We start from the raw sequence: 23,071 nt of genomic DNA on the forward strand, positions 1-23,071 counted from the left end.
GCTCCTTCGATCAGATCGGGTAAGCGGGCGCTTCGCCCTTGACGGTCAACCACTGCCACTGGGTGAACTCTTCCCCGTTGGCGGGGCCACCGATGCTGGTGCCGTTGCCGGACGCACCGACGCCGCCGAAGGGATTGATCACCTCGTCATTCACAGTCTGGTCGTTGATGTGCAGCAGGCCGGTGCGCAGGCGCTCGCCGATCTTCAGCGCGCGGCCGACGTTGCTGGACACGATCGCCATCGACAGCCCGTACTCGCTGTCGTTGGCCAGGCGCACGGCATCGTCGTCATCGTCGAACGGCACGACCACCGCCACTGGCGCGAAGATCTCTTCGTTGAAGGCTGGATTGTCGGCAGAGACGTTGCCAAGCACGGTCGGCGCGAAGAACAGATCGCGGTGCGTACCGCCTGCCTCCAGCGAAGCACCGGCCTGCAGCGCCTGCTCGACCACGCGCGCGGCGTGGTCACGCTGGCCGGCATTGATCAGCGGGCCGATGGCCACCTCTTCGCGTGCCGGATCCCCCACCTTCAGCGAATTGGCCTTGGCCACCAGCTTCTGCAGGAATGCGTCATGGATCTTCCGCTGCACCAGCACGCGGCCGGTCGCCATGCAGATCTGGCCCTGGTGCAGGTAGACGCCCCACGCGGTGTTGGCCACCGCCAGGTCGAGGTCGGCATCGTCGAGAATGATCAGCGAGTTCTTGCCGCCCAGCTCCAGCGAGACCTTCTTCAGGTGCTTGCCCGCCGCTTCGCCGACCTTGCGTCCAGCGGCGGTTGAACCGGTGAACTGGATCATCGCCACGTGCGGATCGCTGGTCAGCGCTGCACCGGCCGCGCCATCGCCGGGCAGCATGTGCAGCACGCCGGCCGGCAGACCGGCCTGTTCGAACAGGCGTGCGATCACCGCGCCGCCGCACACCGCCGTGCGCGGGTCCGGCTTGAGCACCACTGCATTGCCCAGCGCGATGGCCGGCGCCACCGCGCGCATGGCCAGGTACAGCGGGAAGTTGAAGGGCGAGATGACGCCGACCACGCCCAGCGGCCGGCGTCGCGCCAGGTTCAGCCAACCCGGCTCGGAGGGCAGGATCTCGCCGGTGCTGCGCGACGGTAGCGCCGCAGCTTCGTGCAGCGCCTTGATCGTCACCTTCGCTTCGAAGCCGGCCTTGAGCCGTGTCGAGCCGCTTTCGCGCACCAGCCACTCCACCAGGGTGTCGATGTGTTCCTCGGCCAGGCGTGCCGCGTTGCGCAGCACCTCCGCGCGCTGCTCGTAAGGCGCTGACGCCCACGCCTGTTGCGCCTGTGCAGCGGCCGCCGCCGAACGCGCTACCTGCGCCGGGTCGGCCAGGCCGATTTCGCCGAGGGTGTTGCCGGTGGCCGGCTCGATCACCGGCTGCCGTTGCTCGGCCGCCTGCCAATGACCATCGAAGAAGGCGCCGGCCCAAAGGGCATCCGGCAGCCACGGGGAAGATGCAGTCATGGGTGTCCTCCTGTGTCGTGCGTCCATTCCACGCCCGCCGTCCGCGACAGGCAATCGGCCATCCAGCGGTCGCCCGCAAGGGCTTGAATCGGCGGGAATTTCCAGCATGGCGACTGTCCAGTTCCTGCACAGTGAACAGCGCGGCAGCGGCACACTGCCTACAATGTCCGCCCCGCCAGCCGACGTGCCCGCCATGACCGACACCCACCTGCCCACCGATGACCCGATCGCCGCCACCCGCCTGTGGCTGGAGCGCATCGTCATCGGCCTGAACCTGTGCCCGTTCGCCAAGGCGGTGTATGTGAAGGACCAGGTTCGCATCGTGCTCAGCGATGCGACCACGACGGAAGCCCTGGTTGAGCAGCTGGCCGAGGAACTGGTCCTGCTGCGCGATACGCCGGCCGAGCAGATCGATACCACGCTGATCGTGCATCCGCAGGTGCTGACCGATTTCCTCGACTACAACGACTTCCTCGACAACGCCGATGCGGCGATCGAGGCACTGGACCTGCAGGGCATCCTGCAGGTGGCCAGCTTCCATCCGGACTACCAGTTCGAAGGCGTGGCGCCGGGCGATGCCAGCAACTACACCAACCGTGCGCCATTCCCCACGCTGCACCTGCTGCGCGAAGACAGCGTGGCGCGCGCGGTGGACGCGTTCCCTGATCCGGACGTGATCGTCGAGCGCAACATCCAGACCTTGGACCGTATCGGCGTGGACGGCTGGCATCGCCGCCTGCGTGGCGAAGACCTGTCGTGAGCACGGTGCCGCCGATTGCCGCTTGGCCGGCCGCGCCATTGTCGGGCAAGGTGGTGCTGGTCACCGGCGGCGCCAACGGCATCGGCCGTGGCATCGCCCAGTGCGTGCTCGGTGCAGGTGGCCGCGTGTTGATCGGCGACCTGGACGTGGAAGCCGGCCAGGCCTGCCTGCGCGAGTGGCAACGCGGTGAGGACGCCGCATTCCAGCACCTGGACATTACCGACGAAGCCAGTGTGCGCGACTTCATTGCCACGGCCCTGCAGCGTTTTGGTCGCATCGACGGGCTGGTCAACAACGCGGGCATGGCCGGTGCGCACGGCTCGCGGCTGCAGGACATGGACTGGGATGAATGGCAGCGCCGCCTGTCGTCGCTGCACGGCGCTTTCCTGTGCAGCAAGCACGCGTTGCCGGCGCTGACAGCCAGCGCCGCCGGCGCCATCATCAACATCGCCTCGACCCGCGCCTGGCAATCCGAAGCGCACAGCGAGGCCTATGCGGCGGCCAAGGGTGGCCTGGTGGCCTTCACCCATGCGCTGGCGATCAGCGCCGGCCCGGCGGTGCGGGTGAACAGCGTCAGCCCGGGCTGGATCGGCACCAGCGAGTGGCAGGCACCCTCACGGCGACACGCGCCGGAGTACTCGGCCACCGACCATGCGCAACACCCGGTCGGCCGGGTCGGCCACCCCGAGGACATCGGCGCGCTCGCGGTATACCTGCTGTCGTCGCTGTCCGGCTTCAGCACCGGCCAGGATTTCATCGTCGACGGCGGCATGACCCGGAAGATGATCTACGCCGAATGACCGACCACCGGTAGTGCCGGCCGTTGGCCGGCGTTCCGGTAGATCCACGCCATGCGTGGAGGGCGGTGAAGTGCCAACCAAGGTTGGCACCTACCCGACGCCTTACGCCATGCCCGAGTGACGCAGCAGCGCGTCGATCTGCGGTGCACGGCCGCGGAAAGCCCTGAAGTTCTCCGCCGCCGGGCGGCTGCCACCGCGCGACAGGATCTCATCACGGAAGCGTGCACCGGTTTCCGCCAGTGCCTGTGGCGCTTCCTCGAACGCGGCATAGGCGTCGGCGCTGAGCACCTCGGCCCACTTGTAGCTGTAGTAGCCCGCGGCGTAACCGCCCGCAAAGATGTGGCTGAACTGGTGCGGGAAGCGGTTCCAGGCCGGCGGGTGGTTCACCGCCACTTCCGCGCGCACGCGGTCGAGCAGCGCCAGCACGCTGTCCTGCGCTGGCTCGAACTGGCTGTGCAGCAGCATGTCGAACAGGCCGAACTCCAGCTGGCGGACGGTGGCCATGCCGCTGTGGAAGTTGCGCGCGGCCAGCATGCGCTCGTACAGCGTGCGCGGCAGCGGCTCGCCACTGTCCACGTGCGCGGTCATCGCCTGCAGGTGGTCCCATTCCCAGCAGAAGTTCTCCATGAACTGGCTGGGCAGCTCAACCGCATCCCATTCCACGCCGTTGATGCCGGCCACGCCCAGTTCGCCGATGCGGGTCAGCAGCTGGTGCAGTCCGTGGCCCATCTCATGGAACAGCGTGGTCACTTCGTTGTGGCTGAAGGTGGCCGGCTTGCCGTTGGCACCCCGGCCGAAGTTGCACACCAGGTAGACCAGCGGCGTCTGCACGCTGCCGTCGCCGCGCACGCGACGGTTGCGGCAATCATCCATCCACGCCCCGCCGCGCTTGCCCTCGCGTGCGTACAGGTCCAGGTAGAACTGGCCGACCAGCGCGCCCTGCGCATCGACCAGGCGGAAGAAGCGCACGTCTTCGTGCCAGACCGGCGCGCTGTCCTCCTGCACATGCAGGCCATACAGCTGCTCGATCACCGAGAACAGGCCGCCCAGCACCTTCGGCTCGGTGAAATACTGCTTCACCTCCTGCTCGGAATAGCTGTAACGCGCCTGCTTCAGGCGGTCGGCGGCGAACGCCAGGTCCCAGGCCTGCAGGGCATCGATGCCCAGCTGCTCGCGTGCGAACTGCTCCAGCTCGGCGCGGTCCCTGGCGGCGAACGGCTTGGCGCGCGAGGCCAGGTCACGCAGGAAACCGAGCACTTCGGCCGGGTCCTGCGCCATCTTGGTCGCCACCGAGTAATGGCCGTACGAATCGAAGCCGAGCAACGCAGCCAGTTCGGCGCGCAGGGCCAGGATGCGGTCGATGTTGCCGCTGTTGTCCAGTGCGTCATCGCCGAATTCGGACGCACGCTGGGCGCTGGCGCGGTACAGGATCTCGCGCAGGTCGCGGTCCTCGCCCCAGGTCTGCACTGGCAGGTAGCACGGCATCTGCAGGGTCAGTTTCCAGCCGGCCTTGCCGTCCTTCCGTGCTGCGGCATGCGCGGTGGCCTTCACGTCTTCCGGCAGGCCCTTCAGCCGCGCTTCGTCTTCGATGATCAGCGACCAGGCATCGGTAGCGTCGAGCACGTTCTGCGAGAACTTCGCCGACAGCGCCGACAGTTCTTCCTTGATCGCAGCAAAACGCTGCTGGGCCTCGGGCGCCAGCTCGGCGCCGCCCAGGCGGAAGTCGCGCAGGGTGTTGTCCAGCACCTTGCGCTGGGCTTCATCGAAATGCGCCGCCTCCGGGCTGGCGGCCAGCGCCTGGTACTGCCGATACAGCGCCAGGTTCTGCCCCAGCGCACTGGCGAAGCGGGTCACCCGCGGCAGGTTGCTGTTGTAGGCCTCGCGCAGTTCCGGGGTGTTGACCACGCCCTGCAGGTGGCCGACCAGGCCCCAGGCGCGCCACAGTCGCTCGGTCGCGTCGTCCAACGGGGTGACGAAGGTCTCCCAACGCACCGGCTGCACCTGCTCGGCCGCGCTGACGGCGGCTTCGGCCTCGGCCAGCAGCACATCCAGCGCCGGCGCGACGTGCTCGGGGCGGATCGCCTCGAAGCGCGGCAGGCCGGAAAAATCGAGCAGGGGGTTGGCAACGGTCACGGCAGATCTCCAGGATACGGGCCCGGCACCCGGGCAGCCCTCCAGATATGGCGCTGCCGGGCGCGGCTGACAAGGGGGCACGGCATTCACATCGGCCTTACGCGCGCCCCCCGAAGCTCTGGATGCGGGGGAGTCCGCAGCGGCACGTACCGAACGAGGCCCCACATGGAAGGTCTGGCTGCAGTTGCATCCGCCTCACCGGCGCGGTCGCTGGCACTGTCTGCCAGCGCGGCCGAACTGGCCTGGATCGCCGCGCTGTGCGATGCCGGCGACGACGCCCCGCGCCACCTGCAGCAGTTGCAGGCGGTGCTGCAGCAGGGCGGCACGTTCAATGAAAGCCAGGAGTGGTACCCGTTCGAAGTGGTCGAGCGCGGCGCCAGCCAGCTGCAGCTGGGCCATGAGCGCGAGTTCGTCATCTGCGTGCTGCTGTGGTTGCAGGCATTGGCCCAGGGCCGCGCCAGCATCCTGGATCCCACCCTGCACCTGGATGACCGCGCGATGGACATCGAGGCCTTGCCCGATGCACTGCGCGACGCGGTGCTCGACGCCTTCACCGCAGCGGGTTACTGAGACACCGTCGCGGACGCCGACATGGCCCGGCGACAACGTCGGCCGTCCTACAACGCTTCCAGGCTGCACCACGGCAATTCGGGCAGTCCCTGCCCGGCCACCGCAGCGGCCAGCTGTGCGTCGGCGCCGTCGACATCAATGCCCTGGCGCGCGTACCACGCCGGATCGTAGTAGCTCTGCGCATAACGCTCGCCGCTGTCGCACAGGATGCTGACGATGCTGCCCTGGTGGCCCGCCTCGCGCATCCACTGCGCCGCCTGCAGCACGCCGATGAAGTTGGTGCCGGTGGAGCCACCGACGCGTCGGCCGAGCTGGCGGCTGACATGGCGCATCGCAGCCAGGCTCAGCGCGTCGGGTACCTTGACCATCGCATCGACGCTGGTCGGGATGAAGCTCGGCTCCACCCTTGGCCGGCCGATGCCTTCCACGCGCGAACCACCACTGCAGGTCAGGTCGCGCCAGTCCTGTTCACCGGCCACGGCGGCCCGGTAGCCGTCGAAGAACACCGACACTTCCGGGTCCGCGCACAGGATGCGGGTGTCGTGGCGGCGGTAGCTGACATAGCGGCCCAGGGTGGCGGCGGTGCCGCCGGTGCCGGGGCTGCACACGATCCATTCCGGAACCGGGCTGGGCTCTTCGGCCATCTGCTTGAAGATGGACTCGGCGATGTTGTTGTTGGCACGCCAGTCGGTCGCGCGCTCAGCGTAGGTGAACTGGTCCATGAAGTGGCCACCGGTTTCACGGGCCAGCTTTTCCGAATCACAGTTGAGGTCGCAGGCGCGTTCGACCAGGTGGCAGCGGCCGCCTTGGAACTCGATCGCGGCGATCTTTTCAGGCGAGGTGGTGGCCGGGATCACCGCAATGAACGGCAGGCCGAGCAGGCGCGCGAAATAGGCTTCGGACACCGCCGTCGAGCCGCTGGACGCTTCGATCACCGGTCGCCCTTCGCGCAGCCAGCCATTGGCCAGCGCATACAGGAACAGCGAGCGCGCCAGCCGGTGCTTGAGGCTGCCGGTGGGATGGCTCGACTCATCCTTCAGGTACACATCGATGCCCTCGAACCCGGGCAGCGCCAGCGGGATCAGGTGGGTATCGGCGGAGCGGTTGAAATCGGCTTCAATCTTGCGGATGGCGGCGGCCACCCATTCACGCTGCGACATGGCGGGCAATCGTTGTCAGGACGGAACGGTGCGATCCGGCCATTGTACGTCGCGGTACCGTCAGGTGCTGGCCGGTAGAATGCCCCCATCCGGCCGGCAACGGCCCTGTCTGAAGGACCTCCCCCCATGACCATTCCCGCCCTGCGCGATGTCCCCGGCGTCGCCGCCCAGGCCCCGGCCGAAACCACCGGCTTCGTGTTCAACCACACCATGCTGCGGGTGAAGGACATCACCGCCTCGCTGGACTTCTACACCCGCGTGCTCGGCTACCAGCTGATCGACAAGCGCGACTTCCCGGAGGCCCAGTTCAGCCTGTACTTCCTGGCCTACCTCCCGGCCGGCGTGGTGGTACCGGAAGACGACAGCCAGCGCCGCCTGTGGATGGCCGGCCTGCCGGGCGTGCTGGAACTGACCCACAACCACGGCACCGAAACCCAGGACGGCGCGGTCTACCACGACGGCAACAGCGACCCGCGCGGCTTCGGCCACATCTGCGTGTCGGTGCCGGACATCGAGGCGGCCTGCCAGCGCTTCGAGGACCTCGGGGTAACCTTCCAGAAGCGGCTGACCGACGGCCGCATGAAGAACCTGGCCTTCATCAAGGACCCGGACGGCTACTGGGTCGAGATCATCGCCAACGTCTGACCCGGAAAGGGGCACAATTCCGGTAGCGCCGGGCCATGCCCGGCGGCCTTGAGCAGGCCGCGCTGCGCGCTCGCCGGGCACGGCCCGGCGCTACCGACTCCGTCCCCTTTTTGAAGAGGTTCGTATGGAAACGATGGAACTGCACCGTGGCCGCCTGATCGACCACATCCAGCTGGTGGTGCGCGACCTGGCCGCCAGCCGCCGCTTCTACCAGGCAGTGTTCGATACGATCGGCATCCCACTCGGCGGCGAAGGGCCGGACTTCTTCTGGGCCGACGAGCTGTTCATTTCCAGCGCCAGCAGCCGTGCCGCCGCCGGCCAGCTGACCGGCCGCCATCATCTAGCCTTCCAGGCCCGCGACAGCGCCACGGTCGATGGCTTCCACACCGCTGCCATCGCCGCCGGTGGCACAGACAACGGCGCACCGGGCGAGCGCCCCTACCACCCGGGCTACTACGGCGCCTTCGTGCTCGACCCCGATGGCAACAACATCGAAGTGGTCTACCACGGCCCGGCGAACTACAGTGCCGACTCGGTGAAGGTGACGTTCTGACTTCACCGACGCCGTGAACGAAGAAGCCGGGCAATGCCCGGCTTCTCTGTTTCCAGCGCTGCAGCCCTCAGTGGGCGGCCATGTAGATGTCCTGCAGCACGGCCTTTTCCAGTTCCAGCTCGCCCAGCAGGTTCTTCACGATATCGCCCAGGCTGAGGATGCCGACCAGCTGGTTGCCGTCGGTCACCATCAGGTGACGGCGACGCGAGTACGTCATCAGCGACATGGCCTGCTTCAGCGTGGCGTCCGGCGCAATGCCCTCCAGGCCCGTGGACGGCAGGCTGGAAATCACCCGGCGGCCGGCCTGCGGGCCATCGTCGGCCAGGGTGCGCACGATGTCCTTCTCGGAGATGATGCCGACCGGGGCATCGTCCTTCATCACCACCAGCGCAGCGATCCTGTTCGCGCTCATCTTGTGGGCGGCGGCACCGATGGTGTCTTCGGCATCGATGGTGATGACAGCTTCTTTCTTGGATTGCAGGAGTTCGCGGACGTTCATTCTTGTTTCCTGGTGCAGGTCACTGAAGTCAAAAAAGTGTGCTCTTCCGATACGCCCCCTCCCCGGGAACAGACCTTTCAGCGCACGTCTGGCGCACCCGTCTGCCGCATGGGAGGCATCGGCAGACGACGTGCTGCAACGCGAACGAGGTGGGGGTTCAACCGCTCAACCCGGACCTCGGTCAAATCGATTCTACGACTGCGACCATCGGTCACTACCGGCATCGATAGGACAGTTCGTCGTGGGAACCAGCTGACGATCCAGAGAATGGCACCGCGGCTGAAACCGCCGCTGAATACAAGCGCAGTTGCGCATTAAAGATTGATTGCCCGCTGCCGACAGCGGACAGAACACCCGGCGGCAATCCCACTTCGCACTGTCCGGCCAAACGAAAGGGCCCACGCGGGGACCCTTCGCTTGCAGCATCCAACCGGAGCGATGGGTATTACTCCACCGTCACGCTCTTGGCCAGGTTGCGCGGCTTGTCCACGTCGGTGCCGCGTGCCAGCGCAGTGTGGTAGGCCAGCAGCTGCACCGGGATGGTGTGCACGATCGGGCTGAGCACGCCGGCGTGGCGCGGGGTGCGAATCACGTGCACGCCTTCGGACGCGTTGAAGTTGCTGTCCTGGTCGGCGAACACGAACAGCTCGCCGCCACGCGCGCGCACTTCCTGCATGTTCGACTTCACCTTTTCCAGCAGGCTGTCGTTGGGGGCGATCACCACCACCGGCATATCCTCGTCCACCAGCGCCAGCGGACCATGCTTCAGCTCACCTGCCGGGTAGGCCTCGGCGTGGATGTAGGAAATCTCCTTGAGCTTGAGCGCGCCCTCCAGCGCGATCGGGTAATGCAGGCCACGGCCCAGGAACAGCGCATTGGACTTGCGCGCAAAGCGTTCGGCCCACGCCGCGATCTGCGGTTCCAGGTTCAGCGCGTGCTGCACGCTGCCCGGCAGGAAGCGCAGCTGCTCCAGGTAATCCGCTTCCTGCGCCGCGTCGATGCGGCCATGCAGCTTGCCCAGCACCACGGTCAGCTGGAACAGCGCGGCCAGCTGGGTGGTGAAGGCCTTGGTCGAAGCCACGCCGATCTCGGCGCCGGCGCGGGTGTAGCAGACCAGTTCGCTGGCGCGCGGAATCGCACTTTCCGGCACGTTGCAGATCGACAGCGTGTGCTTATGGCCCAGCGACTTGGCGTACTTCAGCGCTTCCATCGTATCCAGCGTTTCGCCGGATTGCGAGATGGTCACGATCAGATGCTTGGGGTTCGCATAGGCCGCGCGATAGCGGTACTCGCTGGCGATTTCCACGCTGCACGGCAGGCCGGCGATGGCCTCGATCCAGTAGCGCGCGGTCAGCCCGGAGTAATAGCTGGTACCGCAGGCGATGATCTGCACGCCTTCAATGCCCGACAGCACGGCTTCGGCGTTCTTGCCGAACAGCTCGGCCGGGAAACCACCGGCGTCGATCGCCGCTTCGATGGTGTCGCCCAGCGCGCGCGGCTGCTCGTGGATTTCCTTCTGCATGAAGTGGCGGTACGGGCCCAGCTCCAGCGATGCCAGCGACACGTCGGACAGATGCACGTCGCGTTCGACCGGCTGGTCGTGCTCGTCGAAGATGCGCACGCCGTCACGGCGGATTTCGGCGGTGTCGCCTTCCTCCAGGAAGATCACCTTGCGCGTGGCCGAGATCACCGCCGAGACGTCGGAGGCGACGAAGTTCTCACCCTCGCCCAGGCCGACCAGCAGCGGACAGCCCATGCGTGCACAGACGAAGCGCTCCGGCTCGGCACGGCTGACCACGGCCAGCGCGTAGGCACCGGTCAGCTCTTTCACCGTGTGCTGCAGCGCCACCAGCAGGTCATCGCCGTCCTTCAGGTGGTGGTGGATGAGGTGGGCGATGACTTCGGTATCGGTCTGCGACTCGAAGGTGTAGCCCAGCGCACGCAGCTTCTCGCGCTGCTCCTCATGGTTCTCGATGATGCCGTTGTGCACCAGCGCCACGCCATGGCTGATATGCGGATGCGCGTTGGCCTCGGTGACACCACCGTGGGTGGCCCAGCGGGTGTGGCCGATGCCCAGCACCGCATTGAAGCCCTCTGCCTCGGCTGCGGTGGCCATTTCCAACACACGACCGGTACGACGCACGCGGCGTACATCGCGGCGCTCATCCTGGTCGACTACCGCAATACCCGAGGAATCGTAACCACGGTATTCAAGACGCTTCAGCCCCTCGATCAGTACCGGCACCACGTCGCGATCAGCGATCGCACCCACGATTCCACACATGTCACGCGTTTCCTTGAAGACGATCGGCGCATTCTAGCCCGCGCGTCCGGCGTCGCCCTCCTGTCCGCTTAATGAAAGTGTCCGGAAAGGTGTCCGCGGACACCCGGACACTTCGCCTCCTCATCCAACCTATTGAACCAAAAGGAAATAAGGTTGGCACGCAACCTGCTTGTTACTGGTTACCACCGTCAGGCACGCATCCGATGATCCGCGACACCTCCGCACAGGACCAGATCGTTTCCACCGCCCCGGCCGGCACCTCCCGCGCGGCCTGGCACCGCTATCGCTGGCCGGCGCTGGGTGCCATCGCGCTGCTGGCCGGCATCGGCTGGGCGGTACATGCCTGGTCCAATGCCAGCCGCTCCTTCGACAGCAGCCGCGTGCGCATCGCCGAAGTGAAGCGCGGCGACCTGGTGCGCGACATCGCCGCCGATGGCCGCGTGATCGCCGCCAACAGCCCGATCCTGTATGCCATCTCGGCCGGTACCGTGGACCTGAAGGTGGTCGCCGGTGACGTGGTCAAGAAGGGCCAGGAGCTGGCGATCATCGACAGCCCGGAACTGCGCAGCAAGCTGGCCCAGGAACAGGCAACGCTGGCCGGGCTGGAAGCCGAGGCCAGCCGCGCCGCGCTGGACGCGACCCTGGCCCGCGCCAAGTCCCGCAAGGAAACCGACCAGGCCACCATCGAGCGTCAGGCCGCCGACCGTGACCTGCAGCGCTACCAGCGCGGCTACGACGGCGGCGCGGTACCGCAGATCGACCTGGCCAAGGCCAAGGATTCGCTGAAGAAAGCCGACATCGCCCTGGCCAACGCCACCACCGATGCGCGCCTGCAGAGCCAGGGCGCCGACCTGGATGCCCGCAACAAGCGCCTGCTGGCCGACCGCCAGAAAGCGGTGGTGGCCGAAGTGCAGCGCCAGGTCGATGCGCTGACGCTGCGCGCGCCCTTCGATGGCCAGGTTGGCCAGGTGCAGGCCGTGCAGTCCACCAACCTGGCCGCCAACGCGCCGGTGCTGGGCGTAGTCGACCTGTCCAAGTTCGAGGTCGAGATCAAGGTGCCGGAGAGCTTCGCCCGCGACCTGGCGATCGGCATGCCGGCCCAGCTGACCGGTGGCAACGGCCAGCCGTTCCCGGGCGAGATCAGCGCGGTATCGCCGGAAGTGGTCAACGGCGAGGTCAACGCCCGCGTGCGCTTTGCCAGCGCGCAGCCGGAAGGCCTGCGCCAGAGCCAGCGGATGTCGGTGCGCGTGCTGCTCGATACCCGCAAGGACGTGCTGAAGGTCGAGCGCGGCCCGTTCGTCGAACAGGGCAACGGCATGGCCTACGTGATGGATGGCCGCACCGCCGTGCGCCGTCCGGTGGAACTGGGCGTCAGCAGCCTGGGCGAAGTGGAAATCAAGTCCGGTGTGCAGCCAGGCGACCGCATCGTGGTCTCCGGCAGCGACCTGTTCAAGGACGCCGAACGCGTCTCCGTCAACTGACACCTGATACCTGAATCCTGGAGAGAGGACACCCCATGTACATGCTCGAAATGCGTTCGGTCGCCAAGGTCTTCCGTACCGAACAGGTGGAGACCCACGCTCTGCGCTCGCTGGAACTGCAGGTCAAGGAAGGCGAGTTCGTCGCCGTCACCGGCCCGTCCGGTTCCGGCAAGACCACGTTCCTCAACATCGCCGGCCTGCTGGAAACCTTCACCAGCGGTACCTACCTGCTGGACGGGCAGGATGTGAGCACGCTGGGCGACGACGCACGCAGCCGCCTGCGCAACCAGAAGATCGGCTTCATCTTCCAGGGCTTCAACCTGATTCCCGATCTGAATCTGTTCGACAACGTCGACGTACCGTTGCGCTATCGGAAGATGAGCGCCAACGAGCGCCGCGAGCGCATCGAGAAGGCGCTGACCCAGGTCGGCCTGGGTTCGCGCATGAAGCACTACCCGAATGAGCTGTCCGGCGGCCAGCAGCAGCGCGCGGCCATCGCACGCGCCCTGGCCGGCAGCCCTCGCCTGCTGCTGGCCGACGAACCGACCGGCAACCTGGATACGCAGATGGCGCGCGGCGTGATGGAACTGCTGGAGGAGATCAACGCCGCCGGCACCACCATCGTGATGGTCACTCATGATCCGGAACTGGCCGCGCGTGCGCAGCGCAACGTGCACATCGTCGATGGCCAGGTCACCGACCTGGTGCGCGAACCGGTGCTGGCCACCCCGCCGCGCCACATCGTCGCCGTCAACGAGTGAGGGGCCGGCCATGTTCGCCTACTACGCCCGACTGGCGGTGCGCAGCTTCCGCCGCAACAAGGTCCTGACCGCGCTGATGGTGGTGGCCATCGCCCTCGGCATCGGTGCCTCGATGACCACCCTGACCGTGTTCCATGTGCTGTCCGGTGACCCGATTCCCGGCAAGAGCGACCGGCTGTTCTACGTGCAGCTCGATGCCGCGACCGGCGCCTATGTCGCCGGGGAGGAACCGGAAACCCAGCTGACCCGCTTCGACGGTGAAGCGCTGCTGCGCGAGGCCAAGGGCGAGCGCCAGGCGCTGATGAGCGGCGGCGGCGGCACCATCGAACCGGACAACAGCACCCTCAAGCCCTTCAGCATCGACACTCGCTGGACCTCGGCCGATTTCTTCCCGATGTTCGAGGTGCCGATGCAGTACGGCCGCCCCTGGACGCGCGAGGACGATGAAGGCCGCGCACGCGTGGTGGTCATCTCCAAGGCGCTCAACGACAAGCTGTACCAGGGCGCCAACAGCGTGGGCCGCGACCTGCGCATGGAAGGCCAGAGTTACCGCATCGTCGGCGTGATGAAGGAATGGAGCCCGGAGCCGCACTTCTACGACCTGACCACCGGCAGCTACGGCAAGAACGAAGACCTGCTGCTGCCGATCTCCACCTCGTTCGACCTGAAGCTGGGCAGCAACGGCAACATGAACTGCTTCGGCGAGAATCCCGATGGCAACAGCTACTCGCTCAACGCACCCTGCGCGTGGCTGCAGTACTGGGTGGAGATGGACCCGGCCAAGGCCGCCGACTACCGCCGCTACCTGGAGAACTATTCGAGCCAGCAGCGCCAGGCCGGCCGCTTCAAGCACCCGCCGAACGTGCGCCTGCGCACCGTGATGGAATGGCTGGACTTCAACGGCGCGGTGCCCAGCGACGTTCGCCTGCAGCTGTGGCTGGCACTGGGTTTCCTGGGTGTCTGCCTGGTCAACACGGTGGGCCTGCTGCTGGCCAAGTTCCTGCGCCGCAGTGGAGAGATCGGCGTGCGCCGCGCACTCGGTGCCAGCCGTGGCCAGATCTTCCTGCAGTGCCTGGTGGAAGCCGGCGCGGTCGGCGTGGTCGGGGGCGTGCTGGGCATCGGCCTGGCCCTGCTCGGCCTGTTCGCGGTGCGCCAGCAACCGGTGGAGTACGCAAAGCTGGCCCACCTGGACGGCAACATGCTGCTGCTCGCGCTGGGCCTGACCCTGTTCGCCAGCCTTGCCGCCGGTTTCCTGCCTGCCTGGCGCGCCATGCAGGTCACTCCGGCCATCCAGCTCAAGTCGCAGTAAGCAACCGAACGAGGACTCCCATGGACATCCGCCCCATCCTCAGCACGCTGCGCAGGCACAAGACTGCCGCTGCCCTGATCGTGCTGGAAGTCGCACTGACCTGCGCCATCGTCTGCAACGCGCTGTTCCTGGTCAGCCAGCGCGTGGAGAAGATCAGCATGCCCAGCGGCATCGCCGAGAACGAACTGGTGATGCTCCGCGTCAGCGGCATCGGCAAGCAGACCGATGCCATGGCCCGCACCCGTGAGGACCTGGCGTCATTGCGTGCGCTTCCCGGCGTCAGCAACGTCACCATCATCAACCAGGTGCCTTTCCGCAACGGCTCGTCCAGCAGCAGCATCTCGCGGGAGATCGACCAGGAACGGCCGACCACCAACGCTTCGATGTACACCCTGTCCGAGAACGGGCTGGCCACGATGGGCATCAACCTGATCGCCGGCCGCGATTTCCTGCCCGGCGAGTACCAGAACTTCGAAGACGCCAGCAAGGGGGGCGCCAAGGAAAACGCCATCCCGGTCATCCTCACCCAGGCCACCGCCGCCAAGATGGAACCCAACGGCAGCGCGCTGGGCAAGACCTACTACATGGGCAAGCAGCCGCTGCACGTGGTCGGCATCGTCGACACGCTCAGCACGCCCAACGGCTGGAATGACAACTGGACGAACTCCATGCTGCTGCCCATGCGGCGCACCTTCGACGAGGGTGGCACCTATGTGCTGCGCACTTCGCCGGAACGCCGCCAGGAGGTGCTTGATGCGGGGGCTGCTGTACTGGAGCGCAACGACCCCAACCGGCTGATGCGCGACAAGCTGACCTATGAAGACCAGCGCAAGGACTTCTTCAAGAACGACCGCGCGATGGTTGGCCTGCTGATCACCGTCAGCGTCTCGCTGCTGGTGGTCACCGCACTGGGCATCATCGGCCTGGCCAGCTTCTGGGTGCAGCAGCGCAGCAAGCAGATCGGCATTCGCCGCGCACTCGGTGCCACCCGCGGGCAGATCCTGCGCTACTTCCAGACCGAGAACTTCCTGCTGGCCTCGCTGGGCATCGTGCTGGGCATGCTGGCGGCCTACGCGATCAATCTGGCACTGATGAACCTGTACGAGCTGCCACGCATGCCCCTGTACTACCTGCCGCTGGGCGCGCTGCTGCTGTGGGTGCTGGGCCAGGTCGCGGTGTTCGGGCCGGCCCGGCGCGCGGCAGCGGTCCCGCCCGCAGTTGCCACGCGGGGCGCGTGAGATGCGTGCCTGCCGGATGCTGTTGATGGCACTGCTGCCACTGCCGGCGCTGGCCGGCGGTGGCAGCTCGCAGACGCTGGAATGGCGCCAGGATGATGCCCGCCTGGCGCTGCGCTCGACCGAGGGCCAGGTACGGGTGGAAGCCGCGCGTCCGGAAGCCCGCTTCGGCGTGCGCAGCGGCGACCGCATCCTGCGCCTGGACGATACGGCTGTGCGGCGCATCGAGCATCTTGCCGATGCGCTGCGGCATTCCAGTGCCCCGACTGCGTACCTGTTGCTGCGCCGCGACAAACGCGAGCTCACCGTCCCGGTGGACGCCACCTCGTGGCGGCTGGCGCTGGTCGCTCCGCCACCGCCGCCACCGCCGCCACCCGCGCGGCGCTGAAACCAGCCCGCCCTCGTCGCCACGGCTTTGGCTATGCTTGATGGGTGGCGCCGGGCTCTCCCGGCGTATGGATACGAACACGGCTCCATCGGCGCCGCCCATCCCTTTCTGCAGAACTGCTTGATGCCTTCGATCCTGATCATCGACGACAACGCCAGCGTGGGCACCGCGCTGGACGTGCTGTTCTCCCTGCATGACATCGACACCCTGCAGGCGCAGAGCCCGGCCGAAGGGCTGGCCCTGCTCGAGTCGCAGCCGGTTGATCTGGTGATCCAGGACATGAATTTCAGCGAGGACACCACCTCCGGCGAGGAGGGCGAAGCGCTGTTCGCACAGATCCGCGCGCGCCACCCGGACCTGCCGGTGATCCTGCTCACCGCCTGGACCCACCTGAGCAGCGCGGTGGACCTGGTCAAGGCCGGTGCCGCCGACTACCTGGCCAAGCCCTGGGACGACCGCAAGCTGCTGACCACGGTCAACAACCTGCTCGAGCTGTCCGAGGCACGCCGCGAGCTGGACCGGCGGCGCGCGCGTGAGCTGCGGCAGCGCAACGCGCTGGAAGAGAAGTACAAGCTCTGTGGCGCGGTCTTTGCAGATCCGGCCAGCGAGCGCGTCATCGCGCTCGCCTGCCAGGTCGCGCGCTCCGAACTGCCGGTGCTGATCACCGGTCCCAACGGCGCTGGCAAGGAGAAGATCGCGCAGATCATCCAGGCCAACTCGCTGGTGGCCAAGGGCCCGTTCATCACGGTCAACTGCGGCGCATTGCCGTCGGAACTGATCGAAGCCGAACTGTTCGGTGCCGAGGCCGGTGCGTACACCGGCGCCAACAAGGCACGCGAAGGCAAGTTCGAGGCCGCCGATGGTGGCACCCTGTTCCTGGATGAGATCGGCAACCTGTCGCTGGGCGGGCAGATGAAGCTGCTGCGTGTGCTGGAAACCGGCCGCTTCGAGCGTCTTGGCTCCAATCGCGAGCGCCAGGTCAAAGTCCGCGTGGTCAGTGCGACCAATGCCGACCTGCCGGCGATGATCCGCGACGGCACCTTCCGCGAAGACCTGTACTACCGCCTCAATACGGTGGAACTGGTACTGCCACCATTGGCCGAACGCCCGGGCGACATCGTGCCGCTGGCCGAGCGCTTCCTGACCGCCGGCAAGCCGCTGTCCAGCGCCGCCACCGCGGCCCTGCAACGGCATCCCTGGCCCGGCAACGTGCGCGAACTGCGCAACGTGATCCAGCGCGCCGAGCTGCTGGCGACCGGCAACCGCATCGAAGTGGCCGACCTGAACCTGCCGCGTGCCGCACCTGCTTCGCGACCGGCGCCCAGTGCCGGCAATGATCCTGACCGTGCGCGCATCGAGGATGTGCTGGCGCGCAACCACGGCGTCATCGCCCAGGCCGCCGCCGAACTCGGCCTGAGCCGCCAGGCGCTGTACCGGCGCATGGACCGGCACGGCATCCCACGCGAATGAAGCGGCGTTCGTTCACCTTCCGCCTGTTCCTGCGCCTGCTGCCGGTGCTGGCGCTGGCCGCCGCGTTGCCGTGGCTGCTGGCGTACTGGATGGACCACGGCTGGGTTGTGACCACCGTGTCGGCACTGATCCTGCTGTCGCTGATGTGGTGGACGCTGCGCCGTGCCACCGCCCCCGTGCGGTCACTGATGCGGGCCCTGGCGGGCACCACCAGCAGCTATCGCGACGGCGAATACAACTTCGGCGTGCACTGGCCCGGCAATGACGAGCTCGGCGACCTGGTGCAGGCACACCGCGAACTGGGTGATGTACTGCGTGCACAGCGGCAGGGCCTGGTGCAACGCGAGCTGCTGCTGGACACAATGGTGCAGAACACGCCGGTGGCGATGCTGCTGATCGCCTCCGGCGGCGATGGCATCGCCCGCGTGGTGTTCTCCAACTTGGCCGCGCGCAAGTTGCTGCATGGCGGCTGGAAGCTGGAAGGACAGCGCCTGGAGGACGTGCTGGAACAGGTGCCGGTGGAACTGCGCGATGCCATCGCCCGCGGCGGCGACAGCCTGTTCGCGGTGCATGCGGAAGGCGAAGACAGCGACGAGGATGACGAACAGGTCTATCACCTCTCACGTCGTTCTTTCCACCTCAATGGCCGTCCGCACGACCTGTTGCTGGTACGCCTGCTCACCGCCGAGCTGCGCCGCCAGGAAGTGCAGACGTGGAAGAAGGTGATCCGGGTGATCAGCCATGAGCTGAACAACTCGCTGGCACCGATCGCTTCGCTGGCACACTCCGGCGGCGTGCTGGTGCAGCGCGAGCGCTTCGATCGGCTGCCGGAGATCTTCACCACCATCGAAGACCGGGCGCGCCATCTGGAAGGTTTCATTCGCGGCTATGCGCGTTTTGCCAAGCTGCCGCAGCCGCAGTTGCAGACCGTGCACTGGGCCCCCTTCCTGTCCAGCCTGCGCCAGCAGATTCCGTTCACCATGGAGCGCGAGCCGGACGAGGAACTGAGTAGCCGCATCGACATCGCGCAGTTCGGGCAGGCGTTGTTGAACCTGTTGAAGAACGCGCATGAGGCCGGCGCCGAAGCCGATCCGCCCAATGATGACGTGCAGGTGCAGCTGACGCGGTTGCCGCAATGGCTGCGCCTGGATGTGCTGGACCGTGGCAAGGGCATGAACGAGCAGGTGCTGCAGAACGCGCTGATGCCGTTCTATTCCACCAAGCGCAACGGCACCGGGCTGGGGCTGGCGTTGACCCGCGAGATCGTGGAGGCGCACGGCGGGCGTGTGTCACTGCAGAATCGTGGCGATGGCGGGTTGTGCGTCTCGATCCTGCTGCCGGTGGGGTGAGTTGCCGACTTGGCTCGGTCTGCCAGTGGATCCACGCCATGCGTGGATGTGCCGACCAGGGTCGGCACCTACCAGACCCGCCGCATCGCCACCCGCAGGTGCATCGGAAACCCGAGCGCAGCCTCTTCCGCCATCACCGACTGCAGCCCGGCATCCCACTCCGCCTCCGGCACTTCAACGAATCCTTCGCTGGCATAGAAAGGCGCATTCCACGGTACGTCGATCAACGTTGTCAGCACCGCTGACGCGTAGCCGTCGGCCCTGGCCTGTGCCAACGCATGGCGCAACAACGCGCGGCCATGGCCTTGCCGCCCGTGTGCAGGATCCACATCCATCTGCAGCACATGGAACTCGCCTGCCAATTCTCCCGCCAGCACGTAGCCGGCAATGCCGCCGCCGGCCGCATCCACCACCCACAACTGCCCGCGCTCAAGGCCGTACTGCAGTGTCGCCAGGTCCAGGCCGTGGCCGGTGAACACCCGATAGGCTTCGTGGTCCCTGAGCAGTTCGCCAGCGCGCTGTTCAATGCCCGGCAGCAGGCCGAGCTCGTCGGCGTGCGGAATGCGTGCCTCAGGCCTTCTTGAGCGGGCGCTTCCAGCCATCGATGGTTTCCTGCCGTGCACGTGCCAGTGTCAACTTGCCATCAGGCGCGTTGCGGGTAATGACCGAGCCGGCGGCGATGGTCGCGCCTTCGCCGATCAGTACCGGCGCGACCAGCGAACTGTTGGAGCCAATGAATGCGTTGTCGCCGATGGTGGTGGTCGACTTGTTTACGCCGTCATAGTTGCAGGTGATGGTTCCTGCACCGATGTTGACCTTGCTGCCGATCACCGCGTCGCCCAGATAGGTGAGGTGGTTGGCCTTGCTGCCCACACCGAGGGTGACCTTCTTGGTCTCGACGAAGTTGCCGACGTGCACGCCATCGGCCAGCACGGTGCCCGGGCGCAGCCGTGCGAACGGGCCAATCTGCGCAGCGCCTTCGGTGACCACGCCGTCCAGATCACAGTGCGCACGCACTTCGGTGCCTGGCCCCAGGTTGACGTCCTTCAGCCTGTTGAACGGGCCTACGGTGACGCCGTCACCGAGCACGATGTTGCCTTCAAGGACAACGTCGACATCGATCAGCACATCGCTGCCCACGGTGACGGTGCCACGGATATCCAGGCGTGCCGGGTCGCGCACGCGCGCGCCCTGTGCGCACAGTGCACGCACCGCACGGCGCTGCCAGGCGCGCTCCAGCTGCGACAGCTGCCAGGGATCATTTGCCCCCTCGGCCTCCTGCGCATCGGCGACCAGCGCCATCTCGGCCGGGGTGTACTCGTTCGCGGCGAACGCGAACACGTCAGTGAGGTAATACTCGCCCTGGGCGTTGCTGTTGGACAGCTGCGACAGCCAGCGGCGCAGCGCGGTCGACTCGGCGGCGATGATGCCGGTATTGATCGTGCGCACGCGCAGCTGGTCGTCAGTGGCGTCCTTCTGCTCGACGATGGAGCCGACCTTGCCCTCCGCATCGCGCAGCACGCGGCCGTAACCGGTCGGGTCATCGAGCTCGGCCACCAGCACGGACAAGCGGCCTGGCTGGGCCAGCAGGTGGCGCAACGTGTCTGCGCGGATCAGCGGCACGTCGCCGTACAACACCAGCACCTGCGCCGCATCTGGCACTTCCGGCATCGCCTGCGCCACCGCATGGCCGGTGCCCAGCTGCTGCACCTGTTCGGCCCACAGCAGGTCGGGCTGGTCGGCGAAATGCTGGCGGACAGCTTCCCCGCCGTGCCCATACACCACGTGGATGGCGGCCGGCTGCAGTTCGCGCGCTGCGGCGATCACGTGGGCCAGCATCGGCTGGCCCGCTATCGGCTGCAGCACCTTGGGCAACACGGATTTCATGCGCTTTCCAGCGCCGGCGGCGAGGATGATGACGTGCAGGGCTTGGCTCATGGAATATCCCGGGCAGCAACGAACTGTGAACTGGCTGCTAGCATAGCCGACGCGTTCCCCTGTGCTGCGTGAACCATGCCTGTCATCCACAGTCGATTCCCGAATCTGCTTCCGTGGCTGGGCGCAGCCCTGCTCGTCCTTGGGCTGTGTACTACCCCCCTGGCGCGCAGCATCCCCTGGAGCCGCTTCGCCGAACTTGTGGAGATCGGCTTGTTCGCGTGCGGCGCTGGCGTACTACTGAAGCGCTGGCGCCACTGGTCGATGGCCAGCGTTCTGGGCGTGCTGTGGTTGCTGCTACTGCCTGTGTTCGCTGGTGTGCTGGCTTTCCTGTCTGCGCTGTTGATGCTGCTGGCTGCAGCCGCCATCGGTACAACGTTGTTCGCGCAACGCGCGCTGGCGCTGCAGGCATGCGCAGGCCTGCTGGTGATGGCCGCGGTACTGGGCTGGACGCTGCTGCTGCCGATCCATTACCGATGGATCTACCTGCTGGCCTGCCTGGCATTGGTGGCCTGGCGCCGCGCCACACTGCGGTCCGCGCTGCGGGCCGCGGCCACGCTATGGCGGCATGCAGTGGCCGCTGCACCGCGTAGCGCAGCCTTTGCCGTGCTCGTGCTTGGTCTGGCCAGCACGGCCTGCTGGCTGCCGACCCTGCAGTATGACGACCTGACCTATCACCTGCGGCTGCCGTGGCAGTTGATGGAACTCGGGGTGTACCAGCCTGCGCCAGAACACCAGATCTGGGCACTGGCGCCGTGGGCAACCGATGTGATCCATGCGATTCCGCAGCTGCTGTCTGGTGCTGAAGCACGCGGCCCGGTCAATGCATTCTGGCTGCTGGCACTGGGCGCTGCTGCGTGGCACCTGGCTGCACAACTGGGGGCGGGCGGGCAGTCGCGCTGGCTCGCCGTTGCCATGGTAGCCAGCCTGCCGCTGACCGCGGGCCTGGCCGGCGGCATGCAGACCGAATTGCCAACGGCAGCAGTACTGCTGTGGATGTGTGCACTGGCCGCAGCCCCGCGCGATACCCGACTTTCCAGCTGGCTGCTGCTGGCGGTACTGGCGGGTGGGCTGCTGGCAATCAAGACCATGGGTGCGCTCATGGCGCTGCCGGTACTGCTATGGGCCCTGGTCCGCCATCCGTGGCCGTCGCTGCCACGAATCGTACTGGTGGCGCTGGTCGGCCTGCTGGTGGGCGCGTCCAGTTACGCCTACGCCACTTGGATCGCCGGCAACCCGGTGCTGCCGCTGTTCAACGGCATCTTCCATTCGCCGTACTACGCACCCGTCAACTTCCTTGATGCCACCTACAGCGTCGGCTTCGGCGCCAACCTGCCGTGGATGCTCACGTTTCATTCCTCGCGCTACTTCGAGTCGCAGGATGGCGCGGCAGGCGTGGCGCTGGTCGGCCTGGCGGGCCTGTGGCTGCTGGCACTGCTGCGCCCGTCCACGCGCGCGGCGACACTGGTGGCAACAGCCGTACTGGTGCTGCCGCTGTTGCCTGTGCAGTACCTGCGCTATGCCTACCCGGGCATGGTGCTGCTGTCTGTCGTGGCCGTTGCGGCGCTGGGTGCCGGCGCCCCGCGTCGGCCGCTGCTGGTACTGCTGGTCACGATCTGCGTGCTGAACGTCAGCCTGCAATCGACCGGCTACTGGATGATGCGCAGCGGTGCATTGAAGGACACGTTGAAGGCCGCTGGCCGCGACGAGCCCCTGTTCCAGCGCTTCACCCCCGAACGCTCGCTGGCAGCGGGCGTTCGCGCGTCGCCCGATGATGGACGCAATGTCCTGGTACTGGACCCGGCCGCCCCCTACTTCGCCGAGTTCGGCAGCCGTGGCCGCAGTGTTGCCTGGTACGCGCCCTCGCTGCAGGCGGCGGCAGCGGTCGCCGAACACGATGCCAGCGGCCAGCGGTGGCTGGCAGTGCTGCGGGGCATGCAGACCGGGCACATCATTCTCAACACCCGTAACCTGACGGCGCCGCAACGCGCGGCACTGCAGTTGGCCGGGGCGGAACTGCGGGGCGAGGCAGGCGATCGCCAGTGGTGGTATCTTCCCGCCGCCATGGAGCTCCCCGCAGAATGAGTACGTCCACGCTCTCCACGCCAACGCCAGACAAGGGTTCCGCCGCGATGCCGCGCATTGCCGTGGTGATTCCCTGCTACCGCGTGCGGGCGCATGTCATGCAGGTCATTGCCGGCATCGGCGCCGAAGTGGGCTGGATCATCGCCGTGGCAGCGGCGCGATGATCCGCGACTGATG

The 23,071-nt window shown here is 66.9% G+C and carries 21 protein-coding genes; 14 read left to right on the forward strand and 7 right to left on the reverse strand.

Going from position 1 to position 23,071, the window contains the following annotated elements; genetic code table 11:
- Nucleotides 1–10 precede the first annotated feature (10 nt).
- Nucleotides 11–1,477, reverse strand: coding sequence for a benzaldehyde dehydrogenase (locus tag AC5P7R_RS07940; RefSeq protein WP_021203888.1), 1,467 nt, complete (start codon nucleotides 1,475–1,477; stop codon nucleotides 11–13).
- A gap of 193 nt (nucleotides 1,478–1,670) precedes the next feature.
- Here AC5P7R_RS07940 and AC5P7R_RS07945 point away from each other — a divergent pair, with 193 nt between their 5' ends.
- Nucleotides 1,671–2,237, forward strand: a complete 567-nt coding sequence (locus AC5P7R_RS07945; RefSeq protein ID WP_031270500.1) for a DUF1415 domain-containing protein — start codon at nucleotides 1,671–1,673, stop codon at nucleotides 2,235–2,237.
- Nucleotides 2,234–3,037: an SDR family oxidoreductase gene (locus AC5P7R_RS07950; protein WP_227852047.1), complete on the forward strand. Its 804-nt coding sequence runs from the start codon at nucleotides 2,234–2,236 to the stop codon at nucleotides 3,035–3,037. The genes AC5P7R_RS07945 and AC5P7R_RS07950 overlap by 4 nt, the downstream gene beginning before the upstream one ends.
- 102 nt (nucleotides 3,038–3,139) lie before the next feature.
- Here AC5P7R_RS07950 and AC5P7R_RS07955 read toward each other — a convergent pair whose 3' ends face one another.
- A complete protein-coding gene (locus tag AC5P7R_RS07955) occupies nucleotides 3,140–5,170 on the reverse strand; it encodes a M3 family metallopeptidase (RefSeq protein ID WP_134729986.1) in 2,031 nt (676 codons plus the stop codon).
- Nucleotides 5,171–5,335: 165 nt separating this feature from the next.
- On the opposite strand from AC5P7R_RS07955, the gene AC5P7R_RS07960 reads away from it, so the two are divergent.
- Nucleotides 5,336–5,740 (forward strand): hypothetical protein, encoded by a 405-nt coding sequence (locus AC5P7R_RS07960; protein WP_005419475.1) that lies wholly within the window; start codon nucleotides 5,336–5,338, stop codon nucleotides 5,738–5,740.
- A 47-nt stretch (nucleotides 5,741–5,787) separates the two neighbouring features.
- Here AC5P7R_RS07960 and AC5P7R_RS07965 read toward each other — a convergent pair whose 3' ends face one another.
- Nucleotides 5,788–6,900, reverse strand: coding sequence for a PLP-dependent cysteine synthase family protein (locus AC5P7R_RS07965; RefSeq protein WP_019660717.1), 1,113 nt, complete (start codon nucleotides 6,898–6,900; stop codon nucleotides 5,788–5,790).
- A gap of 126 nt (nucleotides 6,901–7,026) precedes the next feature.
- On the opposite strand from AC5P7R_RS07965, the gene gloA reads away from it, so the two are divergent.
- Nucleotides 7,027–7,545, forward strand: coding sequence for a lactoylglutathione lyase (gene gloA, locus AC5P7R_RS07970; protein WP_019660718.1), 519 nt, complete (start codon nucleotides 7,027–7,029; stop codon nucleotides 7,543–7,545).
- Between the two features lie 124 nt (nucleotides 7,546–7,669).
- On the forward strand, nucleotides 7,670–8,098 hold the full coding sequence (locus AC5P7R_RS07975) for a VOC family protein (protein ID WP_227852045.1): 429 nt from the start codon (nucleotides 7,670–7,672) through the stop codon (nucleotides 8,096–8,098).
- 67 nt (nucleotides 8,099–8,165) lie between these two features.
- Here the strand turns inward: AC5P7R_RS07975 and AC5P7R_RS07980 are convergent, their stop codons facing one another.
- Both AC5P7R_RS07980 and glmS read right to left on the reverse strand, forming a co-directional pair.
- Complete coding sequence (locus AC5P7R_RS07980) at nucleotides 8,166–8,597, reverse strand: CBS domain-containing protein (protein ID WP_014648481.1); 432 nt, start codon at nucleotides 8,595–8,597, stop codon at nucleotides 8,166–8,168.
- A 445-nt stretch (nucleotides 8,598–9,042) separates the two neighbouring features.
- Entirely contained in the window at nucleotides 9,043–10,881 is a 1,839-nt protein-coding gene (gene glmS / locus AC5P7R_RS07985; RefSeq protein WP_227854089.1) for a glutamine--fructose-6-phosphate transaminase (isomerizing), read from the reverse strand.
- Between the two features lie 203 nt (nucleotides 10,882–11,084).
- Here glmS and AC5P7R_RS07990 point away from each other — a divergent pair, with 203 nt between their 5' ends.
- The 7 genes from AC5P7R_RS07990 to AC5P7R_RS08020 all read left to right on the forward strand — a co-directional run bounded on the left by AC5P7R_RS07990 (nucleotide 11,085) and on the right by AC5P7R_RS08020 (nucleotide 18,874).
- The gene (locus AC5P7R_RS07990; RefSeq protein ID WP_111098354.1) at nucleotides 11,085–12,362 is read left to right on the forward strand and encodes an efflux RND transporter periplasmic adaptor subunit; all 1,278 of its coding nucleotides are present in this window, start codon (nucleotides 11,085–11,087) and stop codon (nucleotides 12,360–12,362) included.
- Nucleotides 12,363–12,397: 35 nt separating this feature from the next.
- A complete protein-coding gene (locus tag AC5P7R_RS07995) occupies nucleotides 12,398–13,123 on the forward strand; it encodes an ABC transporter ATP-binding protein (protein ID WP_014648484.1) in 726 nt (241 codons plus the stop codon).
- A gap of 10 nt (nucleotides 13,124–13,133) precedes the next feature.
- Complete coding sequence (locus AC5P7R_RS08000; protein ID WP_005419489.1) at nucleotides 13,134–14,432, forward strand: ABC transporter permease; 1,299 nt, start codon at nucleotides 13,134–13,136, stop codon at nucleotides 14,430–14,432.
- Nucleotides 14,433–14,452: 20 nt separating this feature from the next.
- Nucleotides 14,453–15,670, forward strand: coding sequence for an ABC transporter permease (locus AC5P7R_RS08005; RefSeq protein ID WP_019660723.1), 1,218 nt, complete (start codon nucleotides 14,453–14,455; stop codon nucleotides 15,668–15,670).
- A 16-nt stretch (nucleotides 15,671–15,686) separates the two neighbouring features.
- On the forward strand, nucleotides 15,687–16,055 hold the full coding sequence (locus AC5P7R_RS08010) for a PDZ domain-containing protein (RefSeq protein ID WP_031270494.1): 369 nt from the start codon (nucleotides 15,687–15,689) through the stop codon (nucleotides 16,053–16,055).
- A 123-nt stretch (nucleotides 16,056–16,178) separates the two neighbouring features.
- The gene (locus AC5P7R_RS08015; RefSeq protein ID WP_111098356.1) at nucleotides 16,179–17,525 is read left to right on the forward strand and encodes a sigma-54-dependent transcriptional regulator; all 1,347 of its coding nucleotides are present in this window, start codon (nucleotides 16,179–16,181) and stop codon (nucleotides 17,523–17,525) included.
- Complete coding sequence (locus tag AC5P7R_RS08020; RefSeq protein WP_019660726.1) at nucleotides 17,522–18,874, forward strand: sensor histidine kinase; 1,353 nt, start codon at nucleotides 17,522–17,524, stop codon at nucleotides 18,872–18,874. The genes AC5P7R_RS08015 and AC5P7R_RS08020 overlap by 4 nt, the downstream gene beginning before the upstream one ends.
- Before the next feature lie 68 nt (nucleotides 18,875–18,942).
- Here AC5P7R_RS08020 and AC5P7R_RS08025 read toward each other — a convergent pair whose 3' ends face one another.
- Nucleotides 18,943–19,476: a GNAT family N-acetyltransferase gene (locus tag AC5P7R_RS08025; protein ID WP_019660727.1), complete on the reverse strand. Its 534-nt coding sequence runs from the start codon at nucleotides 19,474–19,476 to the stop codon at nucleotides 18,943–18,945.
- Entirely contained in the window at nucleotides 19,445–20,812 is a 1,368-nt protein-coding gene (gene glmU, locus AC5P7R_RS08030) for a bifunctional UDP-N-acetylglucosamine diphosphorylase/glucosamine-1-phosphate N-acetyltransferase GlmU (protein WP_227852043.1), read from the reverse strand. Before glmU ends, AC5P7R_RS08025 begins: the two co-directional genes overlap by 32 nt.
- A 75-nt stretch (nucleotides 20,813–20,887) precedes the next feature.
- On the opposite strand from glmU, the gene AC5P7R_RS08035 reads away from it, so the two are divergent.
- Together AC5P7R_RS08035 and AC5P7R_RS08040 are read left to right on the forward strand one after the other, a co-directional pair.
- The gene (locus AC5P7R_RS08035; RefSeq protein WP_227854088.1) at nucleotides 20,888–22,894 is read left to right on the forward strand and encodes a hypothetical protein; all 2,007 of its coding nucleotides are present in this window, start codon (nucleotides 20,888–20,890) and stop codon (nucleotides 22,892–22,894) included.
- Nucleotides 22,891–23,058, forward strand: coding sequence for a hypothetical protein (locus tag AC5P7R_RS08040; RefSeq protein ID WP_227854087.1), 168 nt, complete (start codon nucleotides 22,891–22,893; stop codon nucleotides 23,056–23,058). Before AC5P7R_RS08035 ends, AC5P7R_RS08040 begins: the two co-directional genes overlap by 4 nt.
- The last annotated feature ends 13 nt before the right edge of the window (nucleotides 23,059–23,071 follow it).

It is taken from the genome of Stenotrophomonas sp. YJH_SMC_27, assembly GCF_059369815.1.